This is a genomic window from Parasediminibacterium sp. HNIBRBA5674 (genome assembly GCF_056745525.1).
In genome coordinates, this window is sequence record NZ_JBQWIE010000011.1 from 47,968 (window position 1) to 60,890 (window position 12,923).

Below are 12,923 nucleotides of genomic sequence, written 5' to 3' on the forward strand. Positions count from 1 at the left end.
GTGTAAAGGTTTCCAAATAGTTTACTGAAAGCTACTTACTTTTACGCCACCCGAAAACCTAAAGCGATTATTAAATTTCCGTTGAATTTTCTGCATGAAAAAAGCAAATACAAACCAAAACATAAAATCTAAAGAAGAATTATTAAAGAACGCAAAAGCGCTTGTAGAAACCTACAATAGTGTACCTGTAACTGTTGACTGTGTGATATTTGGGTTTGACGAAAATGAACTAAAAGTTCTATTGATTAGAGCGGATTTAGAATATTATAATGGCATGTGGAGCTTGTTGGGCGAATTAATGCTACCACACGAAACCTTAAATGAAGCAGCCTACAGAATTTTAAAGGAAAGAACTGGTATGGATGATGTCTATCTTGATCAAGTGGGGGCTTTTAGTGGCATTAACCGTCACCCAGGTGGTAGGGTACTTACAGTTGCTTATTGTTCTTTGCTAAACATTAATCATCATCAATTAAAAATTACCGACCACGAGTTACATTGGCATAGTTTTCAAAGCATCACAGAGCTATCATTTGACCATAAAGAAATTTTAGATGAATGCTACAAGTGGTTGCAAAAACGTATTCAAGAGCATCCACTTGGTTTTAATTTATTGCCAGATAAATTCTCACTTAGAGAGCTACAAAATTTATACGAAGCCATCTTAAATACCAAACTAGATAGGCGCAACTTTAGAAAGAAATTTGCATCAATGGATTTGCTGATAGATGTGGGTGAAATGGAAGCTGATGTACCACACAGACCTGGCAAGCTGTATAAATTTGATTTTGCCAAGTATGAAAAAAGTAAGCGCAAGTGGATAGGCATAGACTTTTAAAAGTATTCAAAAATTGGCAATTCACTCTTCACACTTCACTTGTTACTAATGTTGTATTCTTTACTAAGAGATATTTTATTCAAGTTCGATCCAGAAGCTGTACACCACTTTAGCATGAATCAGCTAAAGTTGATTTGTAGCACTACAATAGGTAAGCAAATAATCAGTGCCAATTTCACTCCAAAAAATGCAACCTTACAAAAGGAAGTATTTGGCTTAACCTTTAATAATCCCATTGGTTTGGGTGCAGGCTTTGATAAAAATGCATTGTACTTAAATGAATTAGAAGCCCTTGGTTTTGGCTTTGTAGAGGTAGGTACTGTAACGCCTAAAGCACAAGCTGGCAACGATAAACCAAGATTGTTTCGATTACCAAAAGATAAAGCACTCATTAATAGAATGGGCTTTAATAATGATGGTGTAGAGGTTGTAAAAAGAAGGTTAGCTGATTGGAATAATCAGAAATCGAAAATCGAAAATCGTATAGTTACTAAAGATACTCGATTTACGACCAACAATCCCAAATTGATAGTTGGGGGTAATATTGGTAAAAATAAAGTTACTGCTAACGAAGATGCTTGGAAAGATTATGAGATTTGCTTTACAGAATTATTTGACTACGCAGATTATTTTGTAGTAAATGTGAGTAGCCCAAATACACCTGGCTTACGAGAGTTACAAGAAAAAGCTTCTTTACAAAAAATATTATCACAACTTCAAAATATCAATCAGGGCAAGGCAAAACCCAAACCGCTATTACTAAAAATTGCCCCAGACTTAACTACTGAGCAATTAGATGATATAGTATCGCTTGCTTTTGAAGTAAACCTTGCTGGTTTGGTAGCTACCAATACCACTATAAGTAGAGAAAATTTAATGACCAATACTCAAGAAATTGAAGCCATTGGCGCTGGCGGTTTAAGCGGTAAACCTGTAACCAATAGAAGTACTGAAGTGGTTAGCTATTTACACCAACAAACTTCTGGCAAAGTGCCTATAATAGCTAGCGGCGGTATTTTTACTGGTAATGATGCCAAAGAAAAACTTGCTGCTGGTGCAAGTCTATTGCAAGTGTGGACCGGCTTTGTGTATGAAGGACCAAGTATAGTTAAGAAGATTTGTAGTGATTTATAATATCAAAATGCTTGGCTAAGATTGCCAAGCATTTTGATATTATACATAATACATTTAATTAAAAATCAATAACCAGGATTAGGTATTACATTAGTATTGTTGCGAAGTTCACGCTCTGGTATTGGCCATACCCACTTAACACTTGATGAGGTAAGTGATGTTTTTACTTGTAAATTAGCATTACCAATGTTGGTAGAAGGTCTTGAGATAGTTCGAGAAGTTCTTTTTAAATCAAACCATCTATGACCTTCAATACACAATTCTCTTCTTCTTTCATTTTCAATTTCAGCTATTAATGCAGAACCAGAATAGGTAGTTGTTAACCAACCCAAAATACGTGCTGCTTTGAGCGTATTTAAATCGTTAGATGCTGCAATTTCGTTAGTAGCACCACCAAGTAATGTATTTGCTTCGGCACGTATTAAATACATTTCTGCTGTTCTGAAAACTTTAAAATTTACTAAATTATCCGAAGCAGAGCCTTTGCCTCTAAACTTTTGAATTGCATAATTTGTAGACCCACCAGTAGTGTTTCTAACAAAAAAATATGTACTAAATCTAATATCGTTTACCTTATCGTACAAATTTATAAGTGATGGATGTACCCCAAATGTATTTCTATCAAATCTGAAACTCATTACATCAGCACTTGGGTAAGGGCTACCTGCGTCACCAGCATTGTTTTGTATGCCCCACACAACTTCACTTACATTAGTGTCATTCCATATGCCTGAAAAATTTGTTATGCTGGCTAATGGAATAGCAGTAATAACAGCAGTAGCGTTTGTAACTGCTGTGGCATAATCTTTAGCATACAAAGCTATTCTTGCTAAAGCGGCCCTAGCACCATTTACATCTATTCTGGCTTTATTAGTTGTAGTATTTACACTTGCATCTACATTGGATAGTAATGTTATTGATTTTGTTATATCATTATAAATAAGATCATAACTTTCTTTTACAGTGCTTCTTTTTAAAGAAGTAATGCTATTATCTGTTTTAAGTATAATGCCCAAATCAGATGAATTTCTAAGTAAACTATTAGAATAGCCTTTAAGAAGATCGAAATGTGCTATAGCCCTTGCTGCTAAAGCTTGACCAAGGATACGATTATACTTAAACTCATTTTCAGATTTAAACTTATCAATACCATTAATAATAATGTTAGCTTGATAAATTACATTATATGGAGCTAGCCAATTACTTTCAAAAAAACCTTCGTTTCCAACGTATTCCCAATTAGCTATTTTCTGATAATTAACTAAGGATTCTATTGTTTCGTAAGTATTATCGCTTAAGGCTTCTGCCGTACATCCTAAAAATCCATTATAATAATTTGCGGAAGCAAAACCACTATAAACACCGTTTAATTGAGATGCATATCCATCTAGATTTGTGTATGCATTAACTGTTGTGAAATTATATGGATCTGTTAGATCAATATTTTTTGAACAAGATTGTAGTAATAATACTACAATCATAAAAAAATAAAATACACTATATACTTTTTTCATTTTTATAAAGTTTTTTTTTACAACGAGATTTTTATACCAGTTTGTATTGTACGTAAAGCTGGATATTGTGCACCCACTTGCGTACCGATATTAGCTGTAGCAGTAGGATTAATTTCAGGATCACGACCTCGGTACTTTGTATTAGTCCAAAGGTTAGTACCGGAAATGTAAAAACTTAAACCTCTAATTTTTAAACTACTAAGCACTTTTTTAGGCAACTCATAATTAAGAGTTACACTTCTTAATCGCAAAAATGAATTATTTTCTACAAAATGGGTAGTCGCATCTAAGTTGTACACGGCACTAGGACTTGGAATATCTGTTATATCGCCTGGTTTTTGCCACTCCCTTAATAAATCTGCACTTACATTATCGTAGTAATAATCAGGAATTTCAATATTAGAACGCTCATTATTAAACAAAGATGAATTTAGCATATAACTAAATTGTGCTGATAAGCTTATTCCTTTAAAGCTACCATTAAGTCCAAAGCCACCAAAAACTGAAGGATCTGTATTGCCAACTAATACCCTGTCGCTGGTACTATAAGTTTCACTCAAAGTTCCATCCAATTTACGATACTGTGGATTACCATTTGCCGGATTAACGCCAGCATATTGAACTAAAAACAAAGAATTAATTGGCTTACCTTTAATTCTAGCTATATTACCCGTAACAGTTGTATCACCTGCACCTCCACCTAATTCGATAAGTTTATTTTGGTTAAAGCTTATGTTAGCATTAATAGAAAGTTTAAAGTCTTTCTTATCAATCGCTAAGTAATTAAGGGCAGCTTCAATACCAGTATTTCTAGCTCTACCCACATTTGATGTAACTGTTGCAAAGCCGTTAGACAATGAAATCTCTTTTTGCGATAACAAATCTTTGGAATCTTCAATATAAAAATCTACATTACCTGTTAATTTATTTTTAAATAACCCAAAGTCTAAGCCAGTATTAAATTTTTGTCTTACTTCCCACTTTAAATCTGCATTAGCAAGAACGGTAACCGCAGAACCAGATGTAGCATTGTAAGCTCTATTAGCTACAACTGTACCTTGAGAAGCATAAGTACCTATACCATTTTGATAACCAACTGTACCATAACTAACTCTAAACTTTAATAAATTGACTGTTGTACTAAGTGCATCAAAAAATGATTCATCACTAATTATCCAACTAACGCCAGCGCCGCCAAAATTCGCATACCTATTGTTAGCACCAAAAGCTGATGAGCCATCTCTTCTAAAATTAGATGTAAAGAAATATTTATTTTTAAACCCATAGTTTAATACACCAAAATAAGATTGAATATCTCTTTCGGCACCACCGAACCTTATTCTTGGTAATAAATCGGCACTTATTGTAGAACCTGCTTCATTTTGAAATGGCGAACCTAAACCGAAAGTTGTATTACCGGTGTTAGAATTTTTACTTACAATAAATTCGTAGTAAGCTCCAAGATCTAATGAATGATTACCGAATTTTTTAGAATAATTTAACGAATTGGTATTAGTAACAATTTGACTATAAGAAAAATCTCTACCAAAAGAGCTTGTTCTGTAGTTTGAGCTTGAACCACTAGTTGGTCTTGGATTAGAACCAGCAGAATAGGTTCTTCTGTCTATAAAACTAGTATTATCGAATTGTCTATAATCTATCCCATAAAGTGTTTTGATTGATAATCCTGAAACAAAAGGTATTTTGTATTCAATATTACCATTAGCAACAATACGGGTTTCCTTACTCCCATTTTTGTTCCAAAATAAATCCGTTGTTGGAATTGGTTGACCAGTTTCTGTGATTCTTGGCCTTGTTAGTTGTGTACCGCCAGCTACAAAATTACCAGCAGCGTTGTAAGTACCAAAAACAAATGGCTTCTCATAGGCATTAGCCCATTGACCACCATTTAATGGTGATGATATTGTAGCATTTTGTTCAGCAGTATTCGAATAGTTTGACAAACTACCAGTTGCTTTAACACTAAAAGTCAAGGTTCCAACTTCTTGGCTAATATTAATTCTTCCTGTCAATCTGTCAAAAGATGTATTACGAACTGTACCATCTTGCTTAAAATAATTCACAGATGTAAAGTATTTCAATTTTTCAGATCCACCAGATGCACTAACGTTAGCACTATAAGTTTTGCCAATTTGTGTTACTTCGTCCTCCCAATTTGTATTAATTTTTCTCAAAGAGTCAATTTCTGAGTTTGAATAAAAGGAAAGGTCAGTACCACCTCTTCTTAATTCATAAGAAATTTTCTCATCAGCAGTCATTAATCTATAGTCACGGAACTTGGGGAATTTTGACCAACCTGTATACGTCTCAACATCAAAACTAGTTTTTCCAGATTTACCATTTTTCGTAGTGACTACAATAACACCGTTACCGCCTCTAGAACCATATTGACCAGCACCCACGGCATCTTTTAATACACTAATGGTTTCAATATCGTTTGGATTAATTAAAGCGAAATCAGCAGAAGCAATTTGTATACCATCAACGATATATAATGGATCTGTGGCACCCGCTGCTGCACTAAACGTTCCTCTACCACGTATCATTGCACTGCCACTATTACCAGGTTGTCCAGAAGTGGCACGCATAACTAAGCCAGGCGTAAGCCCCTGCAAAGATTGATCAAAAGATGCAATTGGGGTTGCTGAAATTGCTTCACCTTTAACAGTACTTGCAGCACCTGCAAATTCTTTTTTGCTGCTTGAACGATAGCCAGTTACTAGAACTTCGCTTAGTGATTTTACGTCTGTTGTAAGCTTAATTGAGCTAGCATTAGCTGCTGAAACTGATTTGTCTTCAAAACCAATTGCTGAAATCAAAAGAGTTGCACCTGCTTTTACTTTAATTGTAAATGCCCCATCCGAACCAGCACTCACACCATTACGTGTACCCTTTTCTAAAATTGTGGCTCCTGCAATGGAGGCACCTTTGTCGTCAACGACCTTTCCTGTGACAGTTTTTGTCTGCGCTAATAGCTGTGAAACAGCCATTAGAAAGCACAATGCGAGTGTGCATAGTTTTCTCATAATCTCATGTTTTGGGTTAAAGAAGTAGTTAAAGAATATTTAAAACAGCTCTAAAATAATAACAATAATTTAACCCACAAAAAAATTTATGGAAATAGCATAAAAACACAACAAATTATTCAAATTAACAGCATTTCAACTTTATATTTTTATAAATTGAATAACTATAAACCATCATCAAAAGGATTACATTTTTCACTATAAGCCTTGAAAGCCTTACTAAAAATTAATTTGCCAATCTCAGCCATTTTTGTATTTTAGCACTAGAATTTAATGGGTTAGTAAGTAAGAGGGTCAGCAGTCTTGTTGACCTTCTTGCGTTTTAAACCACTGATGAAAATGATTAAAATGATAGCTTTGGTATGAGCATCTATCAATGAAAAGAGGATGCCATTTTAAAATGACATCCCCTCTTAAAACATTCTTCCCAAATTTTACTTCTTCAACCCAATCTCTCTTAATCGCTCATCCAAATATTCACCAGCTGTTGCATCTTCATACACTTTAGGATGTTGCTCATCAATACAACTTTCTAAGCAAGCTAAACTCATTTCACTTCGTGGATGCAAGAAGAATGGCATAGAGAAACGTGACGTATGCCAATGCTCTCTTTTAGGATTAACAACACGATGGGTTGTACTCTTTAATTTATTGTTGGTAAGACGTTGCAACATATCACCAACGTTTACTACAATTTGCTCTGGTAGCGATGTTACGCCCACCCAATCGCCTTGTTTGGTTAAGATTTCTAAGCCATCGGCAGAAGCACCAACTAACAACGTAATCAAATTAATATCCTCATGTTGTTCTGCACGTATTGCACTCTTTGGCTCTACCGTAATTGGTGGGTAATGTATGCAACGAAGAATAGAATTACCATTATAAATGTGACTATCAAAAAAGTGCTCATCAAGACCTAAATACAAAGCAATAGCTTGTAACAATGCTTTACCACTTTTCTCATAATTTCTATAAGCTTCTTCTAATGTAGGGTTGAATTTTTGCAACTCATTTACCTGCACATTATCAGGATATTCTTCTTTTATAGCATCTGCATCTGTTACCATTTGCCCAAACTGAAAAAACTCTTTTAAATCTGGCGCTTCAGAACCTTTGGCGTGTTCTCTACCAAAACTTGTATAACCTCGCTGACCAGCTAAATCGGGTATTTCGTAAGCTAATTTCTTTTCCAATGGCAACGAAAAAAACTGTTGCACGTACTCGTACAATTCACCAATTAAATGGTCTGGTATACCATGATTTTTTACTGCTACAAAACCAACTGTCTCATAAGCTTGACCCAACGACTGCACAAACGCTGCTTTTTTCTCTGGCTCACCACTTAAAAAATCTGATAAATCAACTACTGGTATTGACATAATCTGTTTAATTTAATGGTTGAAAATACAAAAAATTTAGTACAACTTTTCTTTGTGGATAAATCTTCATTGTAATAGTTTAAACTAGATTATAATTGAGTTTACGCTTTAATGCATATTTTCAAACCATGAAGTACCATTATTCATACTATTGCCTAGCCCTATTTCTTTTATTTGGCTGCGCCAATAAATACCATCGCTTTGCAAGCAGTTATCAATTTACTGCTGCCGATGGTAAACCAGATTATAGCCAGCTAAACTATTGGGCCGCACACCCTTACAAGCACGACCCAAGTGACAGTGTGCCCAAACCACTGAGAGCTACAAGCACTTTTGATAGCACCGTTGATGTATTCTTTATTCACCCAACAACTTATACATCTAGCAATAAAGAATTTGGCAACAACGCACCTGTAGACAATGCCGACTTAAACGCTAAAACAGACTACTCTACTATCTTTTATCAAGCAAGTGTGTTTAACCAAGCTGGCCGTGTGTTTTCTCCAAGGTATCGCCAAGCAAATTTGCAAGCCTATTTTCCAATAACAAGTAGTGATACGACTGAAGCTATTGCAGCATTTGAACTAGCTTATCAAGACATCAAAACAGCATTTAATTACTACATGCAGCACTATAATAACAATCGGCCAATTATCATTGCTTCGCATAGCCAAGGTACCACACATGCAAAACGTTTATTGAAAGATTTCTTCGATAATACTTCTTTACAAAACAAGCTTGTTGCAGCTTATTTAGTAGGCATACCAGTTGAAGCAAATTTATTTACCAATATTAAACCTTGCAATACACCAACACAAACAGGTTGTGTATGCAGTTGGCGCACTTTTAAAGAAGGTTATCAACCAGATTATGTAGCAAAAGAACCATCGGTAATTATTACCAATCCATTAACCTGGGATAGTTCAAAGCCTTTGGCAGCAAGAGCTACAAACAAAGGCTCAATACTACTCAACTTTAATAAACTAGTGCCAAAAGTTGCAGATGCAAATGTTATAGGCAATATACTTTGGACCAGTAAGCCACATTTTTTTGGTAATATTTTTTACACGAGTAAAAACTATCACATAGCAGATTACAACTTGTATTACCTAAGCGTAAGAGAGAATGTAAATGAACGTATTAAGGCCTTCTGGAAGCGATAGTATTTCTCGCAGACACCACAGATTATCGCAGATGAAAATATTAAACAACAGAGCAAATAAGCTACAAAAAAGCCTAGGTTTATATTCTTATTTGTATCATTGCTTTGTAGTTCATTTGCCTTACAATGCTTTCCACCGAAAAAAAGATTCTTTCCATTTATCCAAAATTCTGTTGCCTTATCTACTAGGTCATTATCTTAAAGCCTTAACCAAATAACTATGCGTAAACAATTTCTTTTGGTCTTAGCCATTGGCTTTACAAGTATTCTTTCTGCACAAACCATTATTAATAGAGATATTGAGATTGATAAAATGGTGAAGGAAGTATCGGCAGATTCGCTTCAATCTTACATTAAACAAATGGTGGCTTTTGGTACTCGCAATACCTTAAGTACACAAACTAATCCTAAACGAGGCATTGGGGCTGCAAGGGTTTGGGTACTAAATAAGTTTAATGAATTTGCGAAGCAAAGTAACGGCAGACTAACAGCCATAATAGATACAACCACTTACAAAGCAGATGGCAGAAGAATCGATAGTACCATTATTTTAGGTAACGTAGTAGCTACACTAAAAGGTACTGACCCTAATGATAAACGCATCTTTTTAATTAGCGGCCACCTTGACAATATGCGCACCAATGTAATGGACAGAGTAAATGATGCACCAGGTGCCAATGATGATGGCAGCGGATGTGCAGCGGTACTTGAGTGTGCAAGAATTATGAGCAAGCACAGCTTTCCCGCAACCATTATTTTTATTACAGTAAGTGGTGAAGAACAAGGCTTACTTGGCGCTGCATATATGGCTAATAAAATGAAGGCAGCTAATGCCAATATTGAGGCGGTGCTAAACAATGATATTATGGGCAGCAATAACAGTAGCGAAACCAATATAATTGACAATACACGCATTCGTGTTTTTAGCGAAGGCTTATCTGTTTTAGATACTGGTAGAATTGCTAGAAATATTCGCCAGCTTGGTTTAGAGAACGATGGTAAAGCCAGACAATTGGCACGTTACATAAAAGAAATAGGTGAGCGTTATGTAGAAAATATAGAAGTGGTAATGGTATATAGAAACGACAGATTCCTTCGTGGTGGTGACCACACACCTTATGTAGAAAATGGCTATGCAGCCGTACGTTTTACCGAAATGAATGAGAACTATTATCACCAACACCAAGATGTACGTGTAGAAAAAGGTATTCAGTATGGTGACTTACCAGAGTTTATGGACTTTGAAAATTTGCGTAAAAACACAGCTGTTAATTTATCTAATTTGGCTAACCTAGCTAAAGCACCAGCTATGCCAGAAGAGGTAAAAATTGATGTGAAAAAATTAACTAACTATAGCTATTTGTATTGGAAACAACCTAAAACGGGTACAGTAAAAGGCTATTATGTATTAATGCGTGAAACCACTAGTGCAGTATGGCAAAAGAAGTTTTTTACTACAGAACTAGAATACAAATTACCATACAGTAAAGACAATTATTTTTTTGCAGTACAAAGCGTAGGTAGCGATGGTAACGAAAGCTTACCCGTAGTACCAGGTGTAGGCAGATAAATAATAGTTTTAGAGAAATACAAGCAAGGGCTTATCTATTTTGATAAGCCCTATTTTTTTACTATAATATTTACTAGTATTGTTGCTTTACAAACACGATGTAATAATATGCTAGCTTATAGAAAAGAGATGGATGGATTAAGAGCCATTGCAGTAATTGCAGTGCTTTTGTTTCATGCAGATTATTTACCCAAAGGCTATTTAGGCGTAGATATTTTCTTTGTAATAAGCGGCTACTTAATTACAAGAATTATTACACAACAATTAAATGAAGGTAGCTTTTCGTTACTAAATTTCTACGAACGCAGAATAAGGCGCATCGTACCAATGCTTTTGCTAGTAAGCATTATAGCTCTAGCAATTGGCTACTACACTTTTTTGCCTGATGATTTAGAAAACTTAAGCGAATCGGTTATAGCAAGCAATCTTTTTGCAAACAATATTCTATTACTGCTCACAAGGGGTTATTGGGATATTGCCAATACTTACAAGCCTTTAGTACATACTTGGAGTCTTGGTGTAGAGGAACAATTTTATTTAGTATTTCCTTTGATATTAATGGGCATAAGCAAGTTGCGGCTGTCAAAAAACAAAACCATTGTAATACTAGGTTTATTGGTAATACTGTCTATCTCTTCCAACTTTATTGCTCAAAAAAATACCTTCCATTTCTATTCACCTACTTCTCGTTTTTATCAGTTAGCAATTGGTGCTTTACTTGTTTTTATTAAGCCAATTATTCAATCAGGTATCAATAAAGCAATTACTTTTTTTAGCCTTTGTACCGTACTGTTAATGCTCATTATTCCTCATCAGTTTTCACCATTTACTTCTAGCTTAATCATCACTTTTGCTACCGCTTTATTCATCCATTGTTACTCGCTAAGCCTTATTGTTATTGCGCTAGAGCAACCACCCATTCGATTTATTGGTAAAATAAGTTACAGCATTTATTTATGGCATCAAGTAGTTATTTGCTATTATAAAATCACGGTAAGCGATACTATTACCCTTGCTAGTTTTGCTGTAATTACTACGCTCATTCTACTACTATCAATGGCTACTTACTATTTTGTAGAAACACCTTTTCGTAACAAACTAACCGTTAACAACAAATTGCTTGTTACTACACTTTGCTTTACAACTTGTATTACAATTACAGCAGCCACCATTCTCTATTTAAAAAAAGGTATTGTAAAAAATGTACCAGAAATAGATATTTATGTAAATAAACCAAATAATGTAAATGCTTACTGGCAATACAACGAGCGTGTGTATAAGATGGATAAACCTTTTGCCAACAACGGCAAAAGAAAACTACTAGTAATAGGCAATAGCTACGCTAGAGACTTTGTAAATATGCTTATTGAAAATAACTACACCGATAGTTTTGAGATTAGTTTTAAATCAAAATTCTTGACTAACGAAACCCAAGAGCGGATTGATAAAGCTGATTTTGTAATTATTGGTAGTTCTATAACCGCTAATTATTTGAACAGATTTTGTTCAAAACATGGTATAGATAAAAGCAAGATAATTATAGTGGGCACGAAAAATTTTGGTAGCAACTTAAGTTGGGTTTTTAATACCACCACGCCTAAAAATAGATGCTTTACTAAAGTTTTAATGGAGCCAAATTATATACCTGCTAACAACTTTTATAGTCAACAACACCCAAGTAGGTATGTAAATCTTATAAATTTACTTATTGACCATAACAATCAAGTGCCTGTATTTACGCCACAATGCAAGCTGATATCGCAAGATTGCAAGCACCTTACCCAAAACGGTGCTAAGCATCTTGGTTCATTGCTAATAAAGGATAGTGTTTTTAATCATTTTATAAATAACTTACCTAGTTACAATATTCATCATCGTTAACAGTACTTACAATTTATTTTGAGAGTTTAAACAAACAAAAAGAGAGAAAATATCCTAGTTTTTTCTCTCTTTTTATTTATAATATCCAAGTAATATTACTCAAATCGTACTTGTTTACTACCTCTTCTGTCAATCACCATTTTTTTAGGTGTAGCGCTAGGCTGTGATAGCGTAAGCTTGGTGTTCAATACTTTCATTTGGCTATCTAAACTAGCTACTTGCTTTTCTAAGTATTCTATGCGCTGCTCTAATTGAGCAGTGTCTTTGTGGTTTACAACTTTGTCGTTTGCTGAAGCGCTGATTACAATACATAGCGCACTTACTGAAGATAAAATTAATCGTTTCATATGCTGGTCTATTTAAATTGTTAATGACACTAAATTAACAACATTAAAAAC

9 protein-coding genes are annotated in these 12,923 nt (G+C 34.7%); 5 read left to right on the top strand and 4 right to left on the bottom strand.

The window, feature by feature from the left end; translation table 11 throughout:
• Positions 1-94: 94 nt before the first annotated feature.
• A complete protein-coding gene (locus tag ACT9TX_RS07330) occupies positions 95-838 on the top strand; it encodes an NUDIX hydrolase (RefSeq protein ID WP_481337616.1) in 744 nt (247 codons plus the stop codon).
• Between the two features lie 48 nt (positions 839-886).
• Positions 887-1,972, top strand: a complete 1,086-nt coding sequence (locus tag ACT9TX_RS07335; RefSeq protein WP_481337617.1) for a quinone-dependent dihydroorotate dehydrogenase — start codon at positions 887-889, stop codon at positions 1,970-1,972.
• Between the two features lie 65 nt (positions 1,973-2,037).
• Here ACT9TX_RS07335 and ACT9TX_RS07340 read toward each other — a convergent pair whose 3' ends face one another.
• The 3 genes from ACT9TX_RS07340 to ACT9TX_RS07350 all read right to left on the bottom strand — a co-directional run bounded on the left by ACT9TX_RS07340 (position 2,038) and on the right by ACT9TX_RS07350 (position 7,912).
• Positions 2,038-3,486, bottom strand: a complete 1,449-nt coding sequence (locus tag ACT9TX_RS07340) for a RagB/SusD family nutrient uptake outer membrane protein (protein WP_481337618.1) — start codon at positions 3,484-3,486, stop codon at positions 2,038-2,040.
• A gap of 17 nt (positions 3,487-3,503) precedes the next feature.
• On the bottom strand, positions 3,504-6,533 hold the full coding sequence (locus tag ACT9TX_RS07345; protein WP_481337619.1) for a SusC/RagA family TonB-linked outer membrane protein: 3,030 nt from the start codon (positions 6,531-6,533) through the stop codon (positions 3,504-3,506).
• A 434-nt stretch (positions 6,534-6,967) separates the two neighbouring features.
• Positions 6,968-7,912, bottom strand: coding sequence for an isopenicillin N synthase family dioxygenase (locus ACT9TX_RS07350; protein ID WP_481337620.1), 945 nt, complete (start codon positions 7,910-7,912; stop codon positions 6,968-6,970).
• Between the two features lie 128 nt (positions 7,913-8,040).
• On the opposite strand from ACT9TX_RS07350, the gene ACT9TX_RS07355 reads away from it, so the two are divergent.
• The 3 genes from ACT9TX_RS07355 (at position 8,041) to ACT9TX_RS07365 (ending at position 12,525) form a co-directional block, all read left to right on the top strand.
• Positions 8,041-9,075 (top strand): DUF3089 domain-containing protein, encoded by a 1,035-nt coding sequence (locus tag ACT9TX_RS07355; protein ID WP_481337621.1) that lies wholly within the window; start codon positions 8,041-8,043, stop codon positions 9,073-9,075.
• A gap of 219 nt (positions 9,076-9,294) precedes the next feature.
• Positions 9,295-10,644: a M20/M25/M40 family metallo-hydrolase gene (locus ACT9TX_RS07360; RefSeq protein WP_481337622.1), complete on the top strand. Its 1,350-nt coding sequence runs from the start codon at positions 9,295-9,297 to the stop codon at positions 10,642-10,644.
• Positions 10,645-10,752: 108 nt separating this feature from the next.
• Positions 10,753-12,525, top strand: a complete 1,773-nt coding sequence (locus ACT9TX_RS07365) for an acyltransferase family protein (RefSeq protein ID WP_481337623.1) — start codon at positions 10,753-10,755, stop codon at positions 12,523-12,525.
• Positions 12,526-12,620: 95 nt separating this feature from the next.
• Here the strand turns inward: ACT9TX_RS07365 and ACT9TX_RS07370 are convergent, their stop codons facing one another.
• The gene (locus tag ACT9TX_RS07370; protein WP_481337624.1) at positions 12,621-12,872 is read right to left on the bottom strand and encodes a hypothetical protein; all 252 of its coding nucleotides are present in this window, start codon (positions 12,870-12,872) and stop codon (positions 12,621-12,623) included.
• Between the last annotated feature and the right edge of the window lie 51 nt (positions 12,873-12,923).

Bases quoted from the DNA above. Each gene is read 5' to 3' on its own strand.
- ACT9TX_RS07330 (WP_481337616.1), top strand. From the start codon at position 95: ATGAAAAAAGCAAATACAAACCAAAACATAAAATCTAAAGAAGAATTA.
- ACT9TX_RS07335 (WP_481337617.1), top strand. From the start codon at position 887: ATGTTGTATTCTTTACTAAGAGATATTTTATTCAAGTTCGATCCAGAA.
- ACT9TX_RS07340 (WP_481337618.1), bottom strand. From the start codon at position 3,486: ATGAAAAAAGTATATAGTGTATTTTATTTTTTTATGATTGTAGTATTA.
- ACT9TX_RS07345 (WP_481337619.1), bottom strand. From the start codon at position 6,533: ATGAGAAAACTATGCACACTCGCATTGTGCTTTCTAATGGCTGTTTCA.
- ACT9TX_RS07350 (WP_481337620.1), bottom strand. From the start codon at position 7,912: ATGTCAATACCAGTAGTTGATTTATCAGATTTTTTAAGTGGTGAGCCA.
- ACT9TX_RS07355 (WP_481337621.1), top strand. From the start codon at position 8,041: ATGAAGTACCATTATTCATACTATTGCCTAGCCCTATTTCTTTTATTT.
- ACT9TX_RS07360 (WP_481337622.1), top strand. From the start codon at position 9,295: ATGCGTAAACAATTTCTTTTGGTCTTAGCCATTGGCTTTACAAGTATT.
- ACT9TX_RS07365 (WP_481337623.1), top strand. From the start codon at position 10,753: ATGCTAGCTTATAGAAAAGAGATGGATGGATTAAGAGCCATTGCAGTA.
- ACT9TX_RS07370 (WP_481337624.1), bottom strand. From the start codon at position 12,872: ATGAAACGATTAATTTTATCTTCAGTAAGTGCGCTATGTATTGTAATC.